The sequence below is a fragment of the uncultured Pseudosulfitobacter sp. genome (assembly GCF_963976325.1).
GTDB lineage: Bacteria > Pseudomonadota > Alphaproteobacteria > Rhodobacterales > Rhodobacteraceae > Pseudosulfitobacter.
The window spans coordinates 504,501-523,655 of the sequence record NZ_CAXBJW010000001.1 but is presented as its reverse complement, the minus strand read 5'-3'; the positions used below and the strand labels follow the sequence as shown (position 1 = coordinate 523,655).

The window sequence follows — 19,155 nt, the reverse complement described above, 5'->3', positions numbered from 1 at the left end:
GCAGCTTTGCCGCAGCCATGCGCAGGTTCAAGCGGAATACGCCGGGTCAGGCGAGAAATTCAAAGTCCGCCGACGTCAGCACCAGACCCGCCAGATCGTCCAGAATGATGCTGCCGCCATCATGGTCGATGCGCAGATCACTGCCCTGATCATAGATCGACAGCCCGGCAAAGCCGCCCGTCGACACCAGGCGGATCAGATCGCTGCCGTCTTCAAAGTCCTTGATGCGGTCGACGCCGGAATTCAGTCCGAATTCGAACACGTCGGCCCCTTGGGCACCGCGCAGCACATCGTTGTCCTCGCCGCCGTTCAGGGTGTCGTCGCCCTTGCCGCCTTCCAGCAGGTCAAAGCCAAGCCCGCCATACATCAGATCGTCGCCGCCGCCGCCATAGATGCGGTCCTTGCCCTTGCCGCCGTCCAGCGTGTCGGCCCCCGATCCGCCAAACAGAAAGTCGCGGCCTTTCTGGCCCTCAATCAGGTTGTCGCCCTTGTCGCCGGTCAGCTTGTCGTCGTACTGGCTGCCCACCAGGTTTTCGACCCCGGATTCCGAGACATAGCCAAAGACGCCCGCAGTGTTTTCGTCCAGCGGATCAGCGGCGCCGATGTTCTGCCAACGCCCGTCTTCGTCCAGCGAAAAGGTGATGCCTGCGGTATAGTTGAAAAAGTCCAGCGTATCGACACCGTCGCCACCGTGCACCACGATGCCGTAGTCGGGGTTTGACTCGCTCAGTGTGATCCGGTCATTGCCTGCGCCTGCGCGCACAAGGCCGCCGCCGCCGGTGCCGATGTTGATTTCATCATCGCCCGCGCCTGCGCTGATCAGTTCGGCCCAGCCTGACCCCGTGGTGATCGTGTCATTGCCATCGCCCAGATAGACGCGACCGACGCCGCCGGTGCCCACGGTCACGCTGTCGTTGTCCGCGCCTGTGTGGATGCTTTCGACAAAATTCCCGCCTGTTGCCACGCTGTCCGCGCCCTCGCGGGTTCTGATGCTGACCGCATAGCCCGACACGGTCACGTCATCGTCGCCCTCGCCCGTGTCCAGCGACGTGATGCTGCCGGTGGCCGTCACAGTGTCATTGCCAAGTCCCGTGGTGATCGCATCGGCGCCGCCTGCCCCGATGGTCACCGTATCGTCGCCACCGCGCGACCGCAGGTATTCAAGGTAGCCCGATCCGGTGGTGATCGTGTCCGCACCATCGTCAAGCGAGATCGAGCCGGCCCCGCCGCTGCCCAGCGTGATATTCGCCGTCTGGCTGTCCCCGATCAGGATCGCGCCGATCCAGCCTGTGGCGTTGATCGTGTGGGTTTGTGCGGTTTCCGCATAGGCGCGGATCATCGACACGCTGCCGGTGCCGATGGTGATATTCGAAGAGCTTTCGTACAGGTCAATCAGGTTCATCGACCGATCGCCGGTGCTGACCGTATGGGTGCCCTCCCACAGTTGCATCTCGCGCACACGGCCATTGCCTGTCACGGTGATGTCACCGTCGGCGGAATCCACGCGCAGCAGGTCGATGCGCCCGTTGCCGCTGACATTGGCGACCACATCGCCCTGGTAGAGCAGCAGCGTTTCGACGCGCGCATCATCTGTCACGGTTACGTCAACGTCGACACCGTCCAGTTCCGCATACTCCACCCGCGCACTGTCTGCGACGTTGATGTCCATCGAGCCGCCATTGCCGCCCCGCAATGCGCCGATGCGCGCAAATTCGGTCAGCGTCACCACATCGTCGCCGCCGGTGGAATACCAAAGCTCGATCCGGCCACCCTGGCTGACAGTCACGTCATCGTCGCCGTTGCCGGTGGCCAGCGTTGCGACAAATCCGTCAACGCTCACGGTGTTGTTGCCGTCGCCCAGGCTGACCAACCCACCCTCGCCGCTGACATCCAGCACATCATCGAATTCAGCCGTCGCGATATAGTCGGCATTGCCGTTGATCGTCAGGTTCGCCGCACCGCCTGTCAGGTCCATGTGGCCCACGCCACCGCTGTTCACTGTGATGTCCATGGACGCACCGTCGATCACGATGGAACGGGTAAAGGCCGTGCCCAGGTTGATGTCATGGGTGCCACCGCCATAGGCGGTGATATGGGTGATTTCGGTGTTGATCAGGTCGATCTGGGTGTTGTTGCCCGCGTTCAGATAGTTGATCACCCGCCCTGTGCCGGAATCGCCGTCCGTCAGTATGGTGGTGCTTTCGCCAGCGGACAGTACGAACATGGAATCGATGGTCCAGTTTGACCCGGTCATGGTGAAGTCCGCCGTGAAACTGTCTGACGCCGTGCCATCCTCAAAGATCGCCGACAGTGCGATGCCGTTGGACCAGAACATGGTCCCGCCCTGCGGCTGATTGATGTCGGTGAAACCGTCGAGAGTACGGGTGAATACGATATCGGTCATAGTGACTTCCTTGAATGCATGGTGGCCATTGCCTTTGGAGGGAATGCATTCAAGGAAGTGGAAAAAACCGATTCACGGAAGGAAAAATTGAACTTTCCAGCGGTATTGGATCAAATTTCACCCATGGCGGGAAAATAAGAATGGCACAGTTTGTCAGTCGCCCTGTGCCTCGGACCGGCTTTTGCCGCTGACGTTCAGCGCCAGCGTGGCCCCCATCAGACCGTCCAGATCGCCGTCCAGCACGCCCTTGGTGTCCGATGTTTCGTAGTTGGTGCGCAGGTCTTTGACCATCTGGTAGGGTTGCAGGACATAGGACCGGATCTGGTTGCCCCAGCCCGCGTCGCCCGCACTTTCGTGGACTTCGTTGACCAGTGCCGACCGCTTGTCCAGCTCCATCTGGTACAGCCGCGATTTCAGCGCCTTCATGGCGATGTCACGGTTCTGGTGCTGCGATTTCTCGGACGACGTCACGACGATGCCGGTGGGATGGTGGGTGATCCGCACGGCCGAATCCGTGGTGTTCACGTGCTGTCCGCCCGCACCGGACGACCGGTAGGTGTCGATACGGATGTCGGATTGGTTCACTTCGATTTCGATGTTGTCGTCGACCACCGGATAGACTTTGACCGATGTAAACGACGTGTGCCGCTTGGCCGCCGAGTCGAAGGGCGAGATGCGCACCAAACGGTGCACGCCGCTTTCGGATTTCAGCCAGCCATAGGCATTGTGGCCGGTGATCTTGTAGGTCGCGGATTTGATCCCCGCCTCTTCGCCGGCGCTTTCGGCGTTCAGCTCGACCTTGTAACCCTTCTTCTCGGCCCAGCGGACATACATCCGCGCCAGCATCGACGCCCAGTCACAGCTTTCGGTGCCGCCCGCGCCCGAGTTGATTTCCAGGAACGTATCGTTGCCGTCCGCCTCGCCGTCCAGCAGCGCCTCAAGCTCTTTTTGCGCGGATTTGACCGCCAGCGTTTTCAGGGCGGCCTCGGCGTCGCTGATGACCTCTTCGTCGCCTTCCATTTCGCCCAGTTCGATCAGTTCGACGTTGTCGGCCAGATCCTGTTTGATGCCCTCATAGGTGTCGATGGCATCGACCAGCGATTGGCGGTCGCGCATCAGCTTTTGCGCGGCTTCGGGGTCGTCCCACAGGTTCGGGTCCTCGACGCGGGCGTTGAATTCTTCCAGCCGGTATTGCGCGGTTTCCACGCCCAGACGCTGCCCCAGCAGCTCCAGCGACTTTTCGATCTCGGCAACGGTGTTTTGGGCCTCGGCGCGCATGGCTCGTGTCCTTCGGGATGGTGTTGAAATGCGGGTGTAAACCAGCGCCAAGCAGGCGGCAAGCCGTCGGGTGACGACAGCGCCTGCTTGGATGTAGGTTTTATGGGCCTAATACAGCCCGCCCGAGCTGAGCGTGCCAAAGTTGGCCTTTGGTCCCACGGTGGCCTTGGCGCCGGTCGATGTGGTGACCGTACGGCCCGTGGCGCGGCCCACTTCCTCGACCAGCGGCAGATCGGCACCCATGGCAAAACCGCCATCGAACATCACACCAAACAGCGGCTCTTCACCGTCGCGGAAGTATTCGGCCACCACGTTGTCGCCCGTGGCGTCGTCGCTGAGACGTCCGCCGGTAAAGCGGTCGATCTTGATAAAGCGGCCACCGGGCGGAATGGCAAAGTCGCCGCCGCCGTATTTCTTGGTCGCCTCCAGCATGAACCGCTGGAACACCGGCCCGCACATGCCGCCGCCCGACGCGCCGCGTCCCATGTTGCGGGGCGTGTCATAGCCGATATAGCAGCCTGCCACGATGTTGCTGGTAAAGCCCACGAACCACACGTCCTTGCTGTCGTTGGTGGTCCCGGTCTTGCCCGCTGTCGGCACCGGCAGGTTCACCGTGCGAGACGCCGTGCCGCGTTCAACCACGCCGCGCATCATCGAGGTGAGCTGATAGGCGGTGATCGGGTCCATGATCCGATCGCGGTTGGACGAGATGCGCGGGCCGTAACCGGGATCAAGGCTGGCCAGTTGGCAGTCAGCGCACTGGCGTTCGTCGTGACGGTACACCGTCTTGCCATAGCGGTCCTGCACGCGGTCGACCAAGGTCGGTTTGACCCGCTCGCCGCCGTTGGCGAACATCGCATAGGCCGATACCATCTGGTACAGCGTGGTTTCCTGCGACCCCAGCGAGTTGGCCAGGAACTTGCCCATCTGGCCCTTTTCGTACACGCCAAAACGTTCGGCATAGTCGGCCACGGTGTCCATGCCGATTTCTTGCGCCAGACGAATGGTCATCAGGTTCCGTGACCGTTCGATGCCCGTCCGCATGGGCGTCGGGCCGTAATATTGGTTCGACGCGTTCTTGGGCCGCCACATGCCCTGCGGCGTGTTGATTTCAATCGGAGCGTCTACGATGATGGTCGCCGGCGTATAGCCACTGTCCAGTGCCGCCGCATAGACGAAGGGTTTGAACGACGAACCCGGCTGGCGTTTCGCCTGTGTCGCGCGGTTGAAGACCGAGTTCTGGTAGCTGAACCCGCCCTGCATCGCGATCACGCGGCCGGTGTTCACGTCCATCGCCACAAAACCGCCCTGCACCGCGGGCACCTGCCGCAGCGACCATGCGCCGTCGCGCTGGCGCACGTGGACGACGTCACCCACCTTGAAGTTGGCGGCAAAGTCGCCCTTGAGCCATTTGATGTCAGCGCGCGGCACTTCGCCGATGCCCTGCCCTTCGATGCCCAGAACAATGCGCTGGTCCCCGACCTCGCGCACGACGGCCGGATACCACTGGCCGTTCAGGTCGATGTCGCGGGCCACGGTCACGCCGTTCAGCGCCGTTTCCCAATCGTCGCCGGTGGCGATCTCTGGGTCGATCTTTTTGCCGGTGCCGCGCCATGTGCTGCGGCTGCGGTCGTAGTTTTCCAATTCCTGACGCAGGGAGTTGGCGGCAATCGGCTGCATTTCCTGATCAATCGTCGCACGCACGGTCAAACCGCCGCTGAAAAACTCGCCCTCGCCAAAGTTCTCGGACAACTGGCGGCGGATTTCATCGGTGAAATAATCGCGCGGCGGCAGCTCGTCCTTGAAGCTTTCAAAGTCTCCGTTCTGCACCGACCGCAGCGGTTGCGCGCGCTCGGATTCGTAGACTTCGGTGGTCAGGTAACCGTTGTCGTGCATTTCTTTCAGCACGTAGTTCCGGCGTGACAACAGCCGGTCCTTGCGGCGCACGGGGTGGTAATCGGACGGGGCCTTGGGCAAGGACGCCAGGAACGCCGCCTCGTGCGGGGCCAGTTCGCCCAATGTCTTGTTGAAATAGGTCTGGCTGGCCGCCGCCACGCCATAGCTGTTCTGCCCGAGGAAGATCTCGTTCAGGTACAGTTCCAGGATTTTCTCCTTGGACAGGGTTTCCTCGATGCGGCTGGCAAGGATGATTTCCTTGATCTTGCGCTCAAGCTGGCGGTCGCCGGACAAAAGGAAGTTCTTCATCACCTGTTGGGTGATCGTCGACGCACCGCGCACGTCGCGTCCGCGCGTGCGCACCGCTTCGATGGCAGCCGCCGCGATCCCGCGCAGGTCATAGCCGTCGTGGGTGTAGAAATTTTTATCCTCGGCGCTGATGAACGCCTGTTTCACCAGATCGGGAATGGTGTCCGCAGGGGCAAACAGCCGCCGCTCGCGGGCAAATTCGTCGATGATCTGGCCCTGACCGCTGTAGATGCGGCTGATGGTGGGCGGTGTATACTGCGCAAGGCTTTCGTGGCTGGGCAGATCGCGGCCATAGATATAGAAAATCGCGCCAATGCTCAGCGCAATGGCCAACAGGCCCATGGTCAGGGCCGTAAAGATACCGCCGAAGAACGACAGGATGAATCGGAACACGCGGGCGTCCTTTATGAAATCTGCTCAGGGCGGTGTTATAGGGCACGCCCAGCGGGGGGTCAAAACACGTCTGGGTGTCATGCTGGCATATTTACGCTTACGTTGCGCGTCAGTGGCGCACCAGTGATAACTGCGCCTATTGGCGCACCAATGGACGTTGCGCCCTATTGGCGCACCAATGGACGTTGCGCCCTATTGGCGCACCAAAGGGCGTTGCGCCCTATTGGCGCACCAATGGACGTTGCGCCAGATCGGCGGCGCGCCAGGCCAGAATGCCGTCGGACATCGCGCCGGCCATGACCGCGCGCCAGACCGGATCGCGCAGGTTGGCCAGATCGCGCGGCGAGCTGAGAAACCCGATCTCGATCAGCAGGGACGGCACATCGGCGCTGGTCAGCACGGAAAAGCCCGCCTGCCGCGCCGGATGCGTGTTCATCGGGCCACCGGCGGCGTCCATCGCAGCGATCAGCGCCGCCGATGCCTGTTCCGCACGCGGCGCGGTTTCCTGACGCGCCAGATCCAGCAGCACACCGGCCACCTGATCGTCAGCCCCGTTCAGATCGGCCCCCGCCAGAATGTCGGCGCGGTTGTGCTGGGCTGCCAGTTGGGCCGTCGCCGCGTCGCTGGCATCATCGGCCAGCGTATAGATGGTGGCACCGCTGGCCCCGCCCTCGGTCAGGATGTCGGCGTGCAACGAGATGAACAGATCGGCCCCTGCGGCATGGGCCATATCCACCCGTCCCGGCAACGAGACAAATTCGTCGCTGGTGCGCGTCAGCACAACCTGGGCCTGCCCGCTGCGGCGCAACGCCTCGGCCAGCGCCTGCGCCATCTTCAGCATCATGTCCTTTTCCTCGACCCCGTCACGGACCGCACCGGGATCAATGCCACCGTGTCCGGGGTCGATCACCACGACAAAGCTGTCGTCGGGGGCCACCACTTCGGGCACATTCGCGGCCTGCGTGGCCCAGGCGACATCCTTGGGCGCGCCGGCACCTGCGCCAAAAGCCTCGGGCGTGGCCTTGACCAGATCGACGGTCAGGATGGCGGCACCGGTGCTGGTGTCGATGGGCATGGCGATGTTCGAGGGCAGCAGCGGATCGGCCAGATCCAGCACCAGCCGCGACCACCCCGGACGAAAGGGGCCAAAGCGGGCGGCGGTGACCTTTTTACTGTTGGCAAGCAGTTTGGCCGCGTCGACACCTGTCCAGTCGGCCTCGCGGAAGTCGATGACCAGCCGCATCGGGCTGTCCAGATGGAACACGCGGAACGGCACGCCCTGATTAAGGCCAATGGTCAGCTTGGTGCCACCGAACCAGCCGTCGGACAGGGTGCTGCGTGTGGCATCGACACGGGCCAGCCCGGTCAGCTCTTGCGCATCGGCACGTTGCACGCTGGCCAGCGCCAGCGCACATATCATCAGGATCACATGCCGCATTATGCCCGCCCCGTTTTTAATTGGCGGCACACTAACCCAGCCACCCCACCGGCGCCAGTGTTTAGCATGTGATTATCGCGCATCCATATACGCCTTGAGCCGCGCCAGTCCTTCAGCGATGTCCTGCGTGCTGCGGGCATAGGAAAAGCGCAGCGTCTGATGCCCGCGCAGCGGATCGAAATCCAACCCCGGCGTCACCGCGACCCCTGCCCGTTCCAGAATGTCCGCCGCCAGCACGCGGCTGTCATCGGTCAGATCCGACACATCGGCATAGACGTAAAACGCACCATCAGGCGGCGCGATCTTCGTGAACCCCGCCTTGGGCAGCCCGTCCAGCATCAGCGCGCGGTTGGCGCGGTAGACGTCCATGTTGGCCTGCAACTCGTCCTCGCAATCCATCGCCGCCAGCGCCGCGACCTGTGCCGCATGGGGCGCGCAGATGAACATGTTCTGCGCCAGCCGTTCGACCACACGCACGTGATCGGGCGGCACCACCATCCAGCCAACGCGCCAGCCGGTCATCGAGAAGTATTTCGAGAACGAGTTGATCACATAGGCCTCGTCCGTCACCTCAAGTGCCGTCACAGCCTTGGCCTCGTATTCGATGCCGTGATAAATCTCGTCGCTGATGAACGACGCGCCCTTGGCGTGGGTGGCGTCGATCAGCGCGCCCATCGCCCTTTGATCCAGCATCGTCCCCGTCGGGTTCGCGGGCGAGGCGACCATCAGCCCCGCGATGTCCATATCGGCAAAATCCGCAGGCACCGGCTGATAGCGGTTTTCGGGCGCTGCGGGCAGATCGACCGCCTGCAAGTCCAGCGCCCGCAGGATCTGGCGGTAGCTGGGATAGCCCGGCGCACCAATCGCCACGCGGTCGCCGGTGTCGAACAGCGCGGTGAACGCCAGGATAAAGCCCCCGGACGATCCGGATGTGACCACCACGCGCGACGGGTCCAGATCGACGTTGTACCAGTCACCATACATCTGCGCGATGCGCGCCCGCAGCGCTGGCAACCCCAGGGCCACGGTATAGCCCAAAGGCCCGTCATTCATGGCCCGCGCCAGCGCATCGGTTGCCGCACGCGGCGCACCGGTGCCGGGCTGGCCGACCTCCATGTGGATGATGTGACGGCCCGCATCTTCGGCAGCCCGCGCGGCCTCCATCACGTCCATCACGATAAAGGGATCAACGGCGCTGCGTCTTGAGGTTTTCATCACTTGTCTCCTATGCTGCGCGAATGTGGAATTCCGGTGCTTTTCATAGGGCTTTGCCCCTGTCGTCAATGGGGGCAATTGTCCTGACGCTGGCCATGCTGCTGGCGCAGCCGGCCCGTGCCATCGAATTGCTGCGCGATGCAGATGTCGAATACGGGCTGGCGCAACTGGCATCGCCCATCCTGCGGGCCGCGGGGCTAAGCCCGGCACAGGTCAAAATTCTGGTGGTGAACGATGGCGACCTGAACGCCTTTGTCGTCAGCAATGACGCGATTTTCGTCAACCACGGGCTGATCAACCGTGCCACCTCTGCCGAGATGTTGCAGGCCGTGCTGGCCCACGAGGCCGCCCATATCGCCAACGGGCACATCACGCGGCGGATGACCAACATGGGCAACGCGCGCACGCTGGCAGGATTGGGGCTGGCGCTGGCCGCGGTTGCTGCGGCTGCGGGCAATGGCGATGCGGCGGCCGGTCTGGCGCTTGGCACAACATCGGCGGCGCAGCGGGGGTTTCTGACACACACACGCGCCGAAGAATCGTCTGCCGACCAGTCGGGCGTGCGGTTCATGCGCGCCGCCGGTGCCGATCCGCGCGGGTTCCTGGAAGTGATGGAGCTGTTTCGCGGACAGGACATGCTGGCCGAAGCACGCCAGGACCCTTACGCACGATCGCACCCGCTGTCGCGCGACCGGTTGCGGGCGATGGAAGCCTATGTCGTGACATACGGCAACGGCGTCGGGCCGAACCCGACCGCCGCCTATTGGTTCGAACGTGTCAAAGGCAAGATCAGCGCCCACACCCGCGCGCCGAAATGGACGCTGCGGCGGACCGGCGAAAGCGGCTACAAGGACGTGGCTTTCCTGCGCGAGGCCATCGCGGAAACGCGTCAGTCACGCACCAAACAGGCCCTGCGCGCCATCGACAATGCCATCGCCACGCGGCCCGGCGACCCGTTTTTTCATGCCGCCAAGGGCGACATCGCGATGGATGCACGCCAGTTTCAGGCCGCCGTCGCTGCATACGGGCAAGCGGTCAAACTGGCCCCGCGCGATGCGCTGCTGCTGGCCGGCTATGGCCGCGCCTTGCTGGCCACAGGCAACATCGCCGCTGCACGCACCACGCTGGAGCAAGCCCGCGTGATCGATTTCCGCGATGGCACCATGCTGCGCGATCTGTCGGTGGCCTATGCAAAATCCGGCCAGACCGGCATGGCAGCGCTGGTGACGGCCGAACGCTATGCCCTGTCGGGCCGGATGGAAGACGCCGGAATTCACGCCAAACGCGCCAGCGGTCTGCTGGCCACCGGATCGGGGCCTTGGCAACGGGCACAGGATGTGCTGATTGCCAGTGAACGCGCCGAAAAACGCAAAAAACGGAGATAATCCATGACGATCAACCGCCTTCTTGCCGCTGCTGCGGCCACCGTGACGCTTGCCCTGCCTGCGGCGGCCTTTGACATTTCGGCCATGTCCGACAGCGAGCGTCAGGATTTCGGTGAACAGGTACGCGCCTATCTGCTGGAAAACCCGCAAGTGATCATCGAAGCGGTCAACCTGCTGGAAGAACAGCAGGCCGTGGCACAGGAACAGGCCGACCTGACCATGGTGTCGGACAACGCCGATGCGATCTTTGACGACGGATATTCCTTTGTCGGCGGCAATCCCGATGGCGACATCACGCTGGTGGAATTCCTGGATTACAAATGCGGGTACTGCAAACGCGCCCACGGCGAAGTGGCCAAGCTGCTGGAAACCGACGGCAACATCCGCCTGATCGTCAAGGAATTCCCGATCCTGGGTGAACAGTCCCTGATGGCCTCGCGTTTTGCCATATCGACGCTGATCGCCGAAGGACCAGAAGCCTATCACACGCTGAACGATGCGCTGATGACGATGAACGGCGATCTGAGTGTCGAAGTGCTGAGCCGTCTGGCCAATATGCTGGGCTTTGACGCAGACAAGATCGTCGCGGGTATGGATTCGGATGAGGTGACACAGCGCATCGTGGACACCCGCGCGCTGGCGCAGCGGTTGCAGATCACCGGCACGCCGACATTCGTGATGCACGACGAGATGCTGCGCGGCTATCTGCCTTATGACCAGATGATGCAGATGGTCGACGAAAAGCGCGGGTAAGCGTTTTATTCAGGTCTGGGTGTGGGGGCTCTGCCCAAGTTCTATTAAAGAGCGGGGGCTCTGCCCCCGCGCCTGCGGCGCTCCCCCGGGATATTTTGGGCCAAAAGAAGCGCGGTTATTCTGCTGCTTCGGTGGCTTCGGCTGCGGCCAGTTCTTCGGCTTTTTTCTCGACCTGTTCGACGATGTGTTCGATCATGTCGGCGTTGGACTGTTTGTGGGATTGCTTGCCTGCAAGATAGACCATCCCTGCCCCGTTGCCGCCGCCGGTAAAGCCCACGTCGGTCATCAGCGCCTCGCCGGGGCCGTTGACCACGCAGCCGATGATGCTGAGGCTCATTGGCGTCTTGATGTGGGACAGGCGGTCTTCGAGGATTTCGACGGTCTTGATCACGTCAAAGCCCTGACGCGCGCAACTGGGACAACTGATGATGTTGACGCCGCGATGGCGCAGGCCCAGCGATTTCAGGATCTCATAGCCGACCTTGATCTCTTCGACCGGATCGGCGGACAGGCTGACGCGGATCGTATCACCGATGCCCATCCACAGCAGGTTGCCCAGACCGATGGCCGATTTGATCGTGCCCGACGTCAGCCCACCCGCCTCGGTGATGCCAAGGTGAATGGGGGCGTCGGTGGCCTCGGCCAGTTTTTGGTAGGCGGCGGCGGCCATGAACACGTCGGAGGCTTTGCAACTGATCTTGAATTCGTGAAAGTCGTTGTCTTGCAGGATCTTGATGTGATCCAGACCGGATTCGACCATCGCGTCGGGGGTCGGCTCGCCGTATTTGTCCAGCAGGTGCTTTTCCAGACTGCCCGCGTTCACGCCGATGCGGATCGAGCAGTTGTTGTCGCGCGCGGCCCTGATCACTTCCTTGACCCGTGCCTCGGACCCGATGTTGCCGGGGTTGATGCGCAGGCAGGCGGCGCCCGCCTCGGCGGCCTCGATGCCGCGTTTGTAGTGGAAGTGGATGTCGGCCACGATCGGCACCGGTGAATTGGCGCAAATCTCTTTCATCGCGCGGGCGCTGTCCTCGTCGGGGACGGACACGCGCACGATGTCGGCGCCTGCGTCAGTGGCCGCGTTGATCTGCGCCAGCGTCCCCGCCACATCGGTGGTCAGCGTGTTGGTCATGGTCTGCACCGTGATCGGTGCGCCGCCACCCACGGGCACGTTGCCCACCATGATCTGACGGCTTTCCCGGCGGTAGATGTTGCGCCACGGGCGGATGTGATTAAGCGACATTTTGCGCCTCTTTCGGCTATCGGTTCAACGACAGACCTATGCGCTGCGCGGGCCTTGCGCAACCGTCAGCCGCAGGCAATGCCCGCGACCGGCAATGAATTGTCGGAATGGATCAGTCCGGCAGAACAGTCTGCGCAGTCGCGCTGGCTTCGGCATAGCGCACAAGGCCCTGGTCGGTATTGATATCAACCGGCAGATAGGCTTCCTGCAATCCAGCGATTTCCAGCGGCAGGTTCGAGGTGACCGAACCATTGGGGCCAACGGGGCCGTAGAACTTGCCGTTCATCGCGAAATAGATCGCGCCGCTTTCGCCGGTCCGCAGCACGGGCGGCTCTTCGGTGGCGGGGGCGGTCCATGTGTCGCCGGGCTGCATCACGGTTTCGTAGATCACGGTGCCATCGGCCCCGCGCACACGCACCCAAGAGGGGCGCACGGCAACCATCTGCAACGCGGGCGCTTCGTTTTCAACCACTTGCGGCACAGAGGGTGTTTCAGGTTTCAGCGGCTCGGCCCCTGCCAGAACCGGTGTGTCCAGATCCGAACCTTGGGCGGGATCCTGGCCAAAGTTGCCGACCGAACGCGGATCAATCGTCGCGATGGGAGCGTCGCGGGCCACCAAAACCGGCACGTCCAGCGCCTGCGGGCGATACAGCCGGTCCAACGCTTCGATACGCGGTGTGTCCAGCGCCGAGGGCGAATTTTCGGATGCGCTGTCAAGGCCGGGCTGTTGCACCGACGCGCCTTGCAATGGGTCAAGGTCCGACAGCACCACCGGCGTCTGATCCACCGGCGACACCTGCACGCGCTGCACTTCTTGCAGCACCGAATAGCCGCCAAAGCCGATGGCGCTGATCAGGGCGATCAGAACCAGCGACGATCCGACGGCGCCGGGTTCGATCCGGCTGAAGAACCCCTCGCCCGTAGGGACAAAGGGCGTGCTGGGCGCGGAAAAAATGTCACTGTTGCCACGGTCGCGCGACAGGCGGTCCTCGCGGCTGGGCTTTTTGATGACCGAAGCTTCGGCGGACATGCCGTGCGCCACCGAAAAGCCGCTTTCCGTGCAAAAGGCGGCAAAGGCGCGGTCGGGGTCCATGTCCAGATAGCGCGCATAGGACCGCACATAGCCCGCGATGAAACCGGGGGTGTCGAACGCCGTGGGATCGGTGTTTTCGATGGCGGCGATATAGCTGGCTTTGATCCGCAGTTCGCGCTGAACGTCCAGCAGCGATTTGCCAAGCGTGGCACGTTCGCCGCGCATGACATCGCCAAGGCGCAATTCGAAATCGTCAAACCCTTTCGGATCTGCGTTCTGCTCAATGATCTTGGGAGTTTTCCGCCCGATCATACCCTCGCCCCGTATTAACCGTTTATTGAAACCCGTGCGCCATGCCCGATTCGACGCAGGTTTGTTGTTAAACACAGCTTAACACATGGCAATATAGAATTCACCTACCTGTGATGTCAGGCGGACAATTCGGCGCGATTCAGCGCACAATGTGACCACAGACCGTCCATTGCCTTGACCAATGCATCCAGTTCGCGCGGACCATGAACCGGCGATGGCGTGAACCGCAAACGCTCGGTGCCGCGGGGCACGGTGGGGTAATTGATCGGCTGGACATAGATGCCGTGATCTTCCAGCAGCAGGTCCGACAGCAACTTGGTGTGCACCGGATTGCCCACGATCACCGGCACGATATGTGTGCCGTGGTCGATGATCGGCAGGCCCAGCCCCTTGAGCCGCATCTTCAGGATACGTGCCTGCAACTGGTGCGCCTCGCGCAGTTCGGGGGCGGTTTTCAGGAAGGCGACCGAGGCCGCCGCCCCTGCCGCGACCGCAGGCGGCAGCGACGTGGTAAAGATGAAACCGGGCGCATAGGACCGGATCGCGTCGCACATGCGTTCGCTGGCGGCAATATAGCCGCCCATGACGCCAAATGCCTTGGCCAATGTGCCGTTGATGATGTCCAGGCGGTCCATCAACCCGTCACGTTCGGCCACACCGGCACCACGCGGGCCGTACATGCCCACGGCATGCACTTCGTCCAGATAGGTCAGCGCGCCGAATTCATCCGCCAGATCGCAGATCTCTTTGATCGGGCCGATGTCGCCGTCCATCGAATAGATGGATTCAAAGGCAATCAGCTTGGGCGCAGCAGGATCGTCCGCCGCCAGCAGTTCGCGCAGGTGGGCGACATCGTTGTGCCGGAAGATACGCTTGGCCCCGCCATTGCGGCGCACGCCCTCGATCATGCTGGCGTGGTTCAGCGCGTCGGAATAAATGATCAGCCCCGGGAACAGCTTGGGCAGCGTGCTGAGCGTTGCGTCATTGGCGATATAGGCCGATGTGAACAGCAGCGCCTGTTCCTTGCCGTGCAGATCGGCCAGTTCGGCCTCGAGCCGCTTGTGGTAGACCGTGGTGCCGGAAATGTTGCGCGTCCCGCCCGAACCCGCGCCGGTGGCGTCAATCGCCTCGTGCATGGCGGCCAGAACAACGGGGTGCTGGCCCATGCCCAGATAGTCGTTGCCACACCAAACGGTAATGTCCTGCTCGGACCCGTCGGTGCGCGTGCGCACCGCGTGGGGGAACTGGCCATTGCGGCGTTCGATGTCGATGAAGGTGCGATAGCGGCCTTCTTCGTGCAGACGGTTCAGTGCGGCATCAAGCTGCGCGCCATAGTCCTTGGTGTGGTCCACGAAAGGAAACTCCTGGTCGTTGGGGTGGCGAAGCGCGTGGCAACCATACCCCATAGGTCGGGTTTTTGGAACGGTTATAGGTTACCGCCGCCGGTTTCAATGCATATGCCCTGCGCACGATGTCGCAGCTTTGATCTATATCAAGGCCGCACGATCCGTCCGCTTCGTGAGGTAGGGTTTACCTGACTGTGCGAAAAATCCCGAATGGTTCACCGTGACGTTGCCACTCCGGTCAACAAGATTGGGTGATAGGCCGGCACACGCAATTTCCGCGCTGCAACAGCAAAGCGATGCAATATTCCGCATCGCCCCAAAGCATTGCAGACCACCGTCCGCCCGTCAGGTTTTTGGAAAGCTATTGTTATGAACACGTCCCTTGCCCTGTTTCCCACATTATTTCTGATGACGATCACCGCCAGCGGCTATGCCCTGGCCACCATCGGCATGAAGTTGTCCGCACACACCCCGCCCGCACTCAGCTTTGCGATCATCGGGCTGGGGCTGGCGGGTGCCGCGCTGGCCGAAATCACGCTGCTGCGTCATGCCAGCCTGCCGCTGGTCTACTTAGGCATCGTGGTGACCGAAACGGTGCTGGTGCTGGCCTATGCCAGTTGGGCGCAAAGCGGCATCAGCCTCAGCCAACTGGGCGGTGCGGCGCTGGTGCTGGCCGGTTTCGCATTGGTCTGCGCCGAGCACTAGACACCGCGCCGCTGGCTGATACGGTCGCCGCAAATCTGATATTTGCAAGGAACCGACATGTCTCTCGACGCCACGCTCGCCCATATCGACACCAACCTGTCCCAGGCCACCGACCGTCTGCTGGAATTGCTGCGCATCCCGTCGATCTCGACCGATCCGGCCTTTGCCGGCGACTGCGACACCGCCGCCGACTGGCTTGTGGCCGATCTGCAAAGCATCGGTATCGAAGCCACCAAACGCGCGACGCCTGGGCACCCGATGGTGGTGGGCCATGTGGACGGCGACGCAGACGGCAACGGGCCGCACCTGCTGTTTTACGGCCACTACGACGTGCAACCGGTCGACCCGCTTGAGCTGTGGGACCGCGATCCCTTTGACCCGCAAGTCGAAGACACACCCAAGGGCAAGATGATCCGCGGCCGTGGTGCTGCCGACGACAAGGGCCAGCTTATGACCTTCGTCGAGGCATGCCGCGCGTGGAAGGCCGTGAACGGCACCCTGCCCTGCCGCATCACATTCTTCTTCGAAGGCGAGGAAGAATCAGGATCGCCGTCGCTGGTGCCCTTCATGAAGGAAAACGCCGACGAGCTGTCCGCCGACTTTGCGCTGATCTGCGACACCGGCCTCTTCGAAAGCAAAACCCCCGGCATCGTCACCATGCTGCGCGGGATGATGGGCGACGAACTGACCATCACCGGACCCAGCAAGGACCTGCACTCGGGCATGTATGGCGGCGTGTCGATCAACCCGATCCGCGTGCTCAGCAAGATCCTGGCAGGCTTGCACGACGATCAGGGCCGCGTCACCCTGCCCGGGTTTTACGACGGCGTGCCCGAACTGCCTGAAGAGATGCGCGCGCAGTGGCAGGGCCTGTCGTTCGATCATGCCGCGTTTCTGGAAGACGTGGGCCTGTCGGTGCCCGCAGGTGAACAGGACCGAACCCCCATCGAGATGATCTGGTCGCGCCCCACCTGCGAGGTCAACGGCATCTGGGGCGGCTACACCGGCGCGGGGTTCAAAACCGTTCTGCCGTCGCAAGCGCACGCCAAAATCTCGTTCCGTCTGGTGGGCGATCAGGACCCCGACGCCATCCGCGACAGTTTCCGCAAGATGGTGCAGGACGCCCTGCCCGCCGACTGCGAGGTCAAGTTCAAAGGCCACAGCAACGGCCGCGCGTCGATGTTCGAAACCGACGACCCGGCGTTCGAGGCCGCACGGCAAGCGCTTAGCGACGAATGGCAGGTGCCCGCCGCCTATATCGGCTGCGGCGGCTCGATCCCGATTGCGGGGCATTTCCAGAACCTGGTGGACACCACGCCGATGCTGATCGGCTTTGGCAAGGACGACGACCAGATCCATTCGCCCAACGAAAAATACGACATGGAAAGCTTTCACAAGGGCATGCGAAGCTGGGTCCGCATCCTGGACGCGCTCAGCAAGTAGACACCGCCCCGCCCCTTCATCTTGCCGGATAAACTCCGGGGGTGTGGGGGCTGGCCCCCACTGCACCGACAAAAGCGGTGGGCCCCCGCAGATATGAAGGGCAAACCGATGACCATCAAGGGCTTTACCAGCGCCACCGTCGACGTGAACGGCCAGCGCATCCACTACACCATGGCGGGCAGCGGTCCGCCGTTGCTGCTGTTGCACGGCTTTCCGCAGACCCACGCCATGTGGCACGGCATTGCACCGACGCTGGCGCAGCACTTTACCACCGTCGCCGCAGATTTGCGGGGCTATGGCGCCAGCTCGAAACCGCAAGGCGCGGAAAACTACAGCTTCCGCGAGATGGCCGCCGATCAGGTGGCGCTGATGGCGCATCTGGGGTTCGACAGCTTTCACCTTGTGGGCCACGACCGTGGCGGGCGCACGTCGCATCGCGCGGCGCTGGATCACCCGGACGCCATCCGGTCGCTGACGCTGATGGACATCGTGCCCACTTACCTGCTGCTGACCGACCTGCAACATGAGGTCGCGCGCGCCTATTACCACTGGTTCTTTCTGGCCCAGCCCGCACCGATGCCCGAAACCATGATCGGACACGACGCGGACGCCTATTTCGAATACTGCCTGACCGGCTGGGGCAAGGGCGCGCTGGACACCTATGACGCCGACGCGCTGGAGCAATACCGCACCGCTTGGCGCGACCCCGACACCATCCGCGCCATGTGCGACGACTACCGCGCCGCGATTGACCACGACATGGCACTGGACGCCGCAGACATGGGCCGCCGCGTGGCCTGCCCCGCGCTGGTTCTGAGCGGAGCCGACGGGGTGATGGCCAAGCATTACGATGTGGGGGCCACATGGGTGAACCGGCTGTCGAACATGCAGGTCGACACGCTGCCGGGCGGGCATTTCTTTCCCGACCAACATCCGTTGGAAACAGCCGCCAGGATATTGGACTTTTTACTGTCGGTGCAGCCCGACGCGGCCTAGAAAATACCGTTGAACCGCTCGGGCAGCAGGTACTGTCCTTTGTAGTTCGGACGGTCGAATTCAAAATACCCCGTGTCGCCGCGCGCCTTGAAGCTGCGGTGCATCTTGCGGCGCACGGGGCGCATGTCGAAATCGTCCTGCATCGGCAGCTCGGCAAACCCTTCGAACACCGCGCGGTCCTCGCCCCGCGCCTCGGCGAACCAGTGCCGCCCGATGCTGGCCTGCTTGAACCCCACGCCCACGTCGGCGCTGACCGCGTTGCGGCGGTCCATGGCCCCGGTGTAGGCGCCGAAATCGCAGAACTTCAGGTGCAGCAGATACAACTCGTCCGGCGTGTGCAGCTTGGGGTATTGCGCAAAATGCCCGCCCCGCGACAGTTTCGCAGGGGTCGAGACGATGGACGGCTTGGAATAATGCGGCGCAATGCGCACGTGCCGGCGCGGCCCCAGAATCATATCATCGGCGGGCTGGTCCTCGATGTCGATGCGGTGGATCACCTCCAGCCCGACGGGGGTGTAAACGCGGTCGGTGTCCGCCTTTTCCAGCCATTGCAGCAGGTTCACACCGGCGTCGGGATCGACCACCACCAGCTCGTCCACATCGCCCACGATGACGTGGTTGTAATAGCGACGCAGCCCGCCAAACAGGTTGTTCAGCAAGCTCCAGCGTTTGACGTCAAAGTTTTTGTGCGGATCGCCCGGAATGCCGATGATGTTGCAGCCCTTGGCCAGTTCCGCCACCTCTTCGCCGTAACCGTGGTTGATGACATAGCAGTTCTGCCGCCCGAACATCTCGCCATAATGGCGCAGCCACGCCTTTAGGAAAAACGCATCGTCGCGCACCATTGTCACCACAGCCACTGTCTGCATCACGTCACCTTGCTTCTATATTCTGCTCTTGGTCCGCCCCTTGGGCCGGGGCGGTGCTTTGTCTCGCACCGTAACGGCTTGGCTGCTACAAGAGAATCGTTAATTGCGCATTTTGCCCGTGATCGAGGACCTGACCG

General features: G+C 62.6%; 14 protein-coding genes. 5 read left to right on the top strand and 9 right to left on the bottom strand.

The features are described 5' to 3' along the window. Positions 1 to 46: 46 nt before the first annotated feature. From AAC077_RS02565 to AAC077_RS02545, 5 genes are all read right to left on the bottom strand, one after another. Complete coding sequence (locus AAC077_RS02565; RefSeq protein ID WP_339766374.1) at positions 47 to 2,404, bottom strand: hypothetical protein; 2,358 nt, start codon at positions 2,402 to 2,404, stop codon at positions 47 to 49. A gap of 153 nt (positions 2,405 to 2,557) precedes the next feature. Then, complete coding sequence (gene prfB, locus AAC077_RS02560) at positions 2,558 to 3,682, bottom strand: peptide chain release factor 2 (RefSeq protein ID WP_339766373.1); 1,125 nt, start codon at positions 3,680 to 3,682, stop codon at positions 2,558 to 2,560. A gap of 108 nt (positions 3,683 to 3,790) precedes the next feature. Next, positions 3,791 to 6,280, bottom strand: coding sequence for a penicillin-binding protein 1A (locus AAC077_RS02555; protein WP_339766372.1), 2,490 nt, complete (start codon positions 6,278 to 6,280; stop codon positions 3,791 to 3,793). A gap of 220 nt (positions 6,281 to 6,500) precedes the next feature. Further along, complete coding sequence (locus AAC077_RS02550; protein ID WP_339766371.1) at positions 6,501 to 7,718, bottom strand: N-acetylmuramoyl-L-alanine amidase; 1,218 nt, start codon at positions 7,716 to 7,718, stop codon at positions 6,501 to 6,503. A gap of 72 nt (positions 7,719 to 7,790) precedes the next feature. Beyond that, positions 7,791 to 8,933 (bottom strand): aminotransferase class I/II-fold pyridoxal phosphate-dependent enzyme, encoded by a 1,143-nt coding sequence (locus AAC077_RS02545; protein WP_339766370.1) that lies wholly within the window; start codon positions 8,931 to 8,933, stop codon positions 7,791 to 7,793. Positions 8,934 to 9,001: 68 nt separating this feature from the next. Between AAC077_RS02545 and AAC077_RS02540 the strand changes: the two genes are divergently transcribed. Both AAC077_RS02540 and AAC077_RS02535 read left to right on the top strand, forming a co-directional pair. After that, the gene (locus AAC077_RS02540; RefSeq protein WP_339766369.1) at positions 9,002 to 10,318 is read left to right on the top strand and encodes a M48 family metalloprotease; all 1,317 of its coding nucleotides are present in this window, start codon (positions 9,002 to 9,004) and stop codon (positions 10,316 to 10,318) included. Positions 10,319 to 10,321: 3 nt separating this feature from the next. Beyond that, the gene (locus tag AAC077_RS02535; RefSeq protein ID WP_339766368.1) at positions 10,322 to 11,071 is read left to right on the top strand and encodes a DsbA family protein; all 750 of its coding nucleotides are present in this window, start codon (positions 10,322 to 10,324) and stop codon (positions 11,069 to 11,071) included. Positions 11,072 to 11,186: 115 nt separating this feature from the next. Here the strand turns inward: AAC077_RS02535 and ispG are convergent, their stop codons facing one another. The 3 genes from ispG to hemA form a co-directional block, all read right to left on the bottom strand. Further along, positions 11,187 to 12,314, bottom strand: a complete 1,128-nt coding sequence (gene ispG / locus AAC077_RS02530; protein WP_339766367.1) for a flavodoxin-dependent (E)-4-hydroxy-3-methylbut-2-enyl-diphosphate synthase — start codon at positions 12,312 to 12,314, stop codon at positions 11,187 to 11,189. A 112-nt stretch (positions 12,315 to 12,426) separates the two neighbouring features. Continuing rightward, complete coding sequence (locus tag AAC077_RS02525) at positions 12,427 to 13,659, bottom strand: RodZ domain-containing protein (protein ID WP_339766366.1); 1,233 nt, start codon at positions 13,657 to 13,659, stop codon at positions 12,427 to 12,429. Positions 13,660 to 13,775: 116 nt separating this feature from the next. Beyond that, positions 13,776 to 15,011: a 5-aminolevulinate synthase gene (gene hemA / locus AAC077_RS02520; protein WP_339766365.1), complete on the bottom strand. Its 1,236-nt coding sequence runs from the start codon at positions 15,009 to 15,011 to the stop codon at positions 13,776 to 13,778. Positions 15,012 to 15,413: 402 nt separating this feature from the next. On the opposite strand from hemA, the gene AAC077_RS02515 reads away from it, so the two are divergent. The 3 genes from AAC077_RS02515 (at position 15,414) to AAC077_RS02505 (ending at position 18,149) form a co-directional block, all read left to right on the top strand. Next, on the top strand, positions 15,414 to 15,710 hold the full coding sequence (locus AAC077_RS02515; RefSeq protein ID WP_339766364.1) for a 5-aminolevulinate synthase: 297 nt from the start codon (positions 15,414 to 15,416) through the stop codon (positions 15,708 to 15,710). A gap of 57 nt (positions 15,711 to 15,767) precedes the next feature. Further along, entirely contained in the window at positions 15,768 to 17,153 is a 1,386-nt protein-coding gene (locus AAC077_RS02510) for a M20/M25/M40 family metallo-hydrolase (protein ID WP_339766363.1), read from the top strand. Positions 17,154 to 17,261: 108 nt separating this feature from the next. Continuing rightward, positions 17,262 to 18,149: an alpha/beta hydrolase gene (locus tag AAC077_RS02505; protein ID WP_339766362.1), complete on the top strand. Its 888-nt coding sequence runs from the start codon at positions 17,262 to 17,264 to the stop codon at positions 18,147 to 18,149. Here the strand turns inward: AAC077_RS02505 and AAC077_RS02500 are convergent. Then, entirely contained in the window at positions 18,146 to 19,018 is an 873-nt protein-coding gene (locus AAC077_RS02500; RefSeq protein ID WP_339766361.1) for a glycosyltransferase family 2 protein, read from the bottom strand. The genes AAC077_RS02505 and AAC077_RS02500 overlap by 4 nt on opposite strands. Between the last annotated feature and the right edge of the window lie 137 nt (positions 19,019 to 19,155).

Excerpts from the sequence above, each read along its gene's own strand:
- AAC077_RS02565 (WP_339766374.1), bottom strand. The coding sequence starts at position 2,404 with ATGACCGATATCGTATTCACCCGTACTCTCGACGGTTTCACCGACATC.
- prfB (WP_339766373.1), bottom strand. The coding sequence starts at position 3,682 with ATGCGCGCCGAGGCCCAAAACACCGTTGCCGAGATCGAAAAGTCGCTG.
- AAC077_RS02550 (WP_339766371.1), bottom strand. The coding sequence starts at position 7,718 with ATGCGGCATGTGATCCTGATGATATGTGCGCTGGCGCTGGCCAGCGTG.
- AAC077_RS02545 (WP_339766370.1), bottom strand. The coding sequence starts at position 8,933 with ATGAAAACCTCAAGACGCAGCGCCGTTGATCCCTTTATCGTGATGGAC.
- AAC077_RS02540 (WP_339766369.1), top strand. The coding sequence starts at position 9,002 with ATGGGGGCAATTGTCCTGACGCTGGCCATGCTGCTGGCGCAGCCGGCC.
- AAC077_RS02535 (WP_339766368.1), top strand. The coding sequence starts at position 10,322 with ATGACGATCAACCGCCTTCTTGCCGCTGCTGCGGCCACCGTGACGCTT.
- ispG (WP_339766367.1), bottom strand. The coding sequence starts at position 12,314 with ATGTCGCTTAATCACATCCGCCCGTGGCGCAACATCTACCGCCGGGAA.
- AAC077_RS02525 (WP_339766366.1), bottom strand. The coding sequence starts at position 13,659 with ATGATCGGGCGGAAAACTCCCAAGATCATTGAGCAGAACGCAGATCCG.
- AAC077_RS02515 (WP_339766364.1), top strand. The coding sequence starts at position 15,414 with ATGACGATCACCGCCAGCGGCTATGCCCTGGCCACCATCGGCATGAAG.
- AAC077_RS02510 (WP_339766363.1), top strand. The coding sequence starts at position 15,768 with ATGTCTCTCGACGCCACGCTCGCCCATATCGACACCAACCTGTCCCAG.
- AAC077_RS02505 (WP_339766362.1), top strand. The coding sequence starts at position 17,262 with ATGACCATCAAGGGCTTTACCAGCGCCACCGTCGACGTGAACGGCCAG.
- AAC077_RS02500 (WP_339766361.1), bottom strand. The coding sequence starts at position 19,018 with ATGCAGACAGTGGCTGTGGTGACAATGGTGCGCGACGATGCGTTTTTC.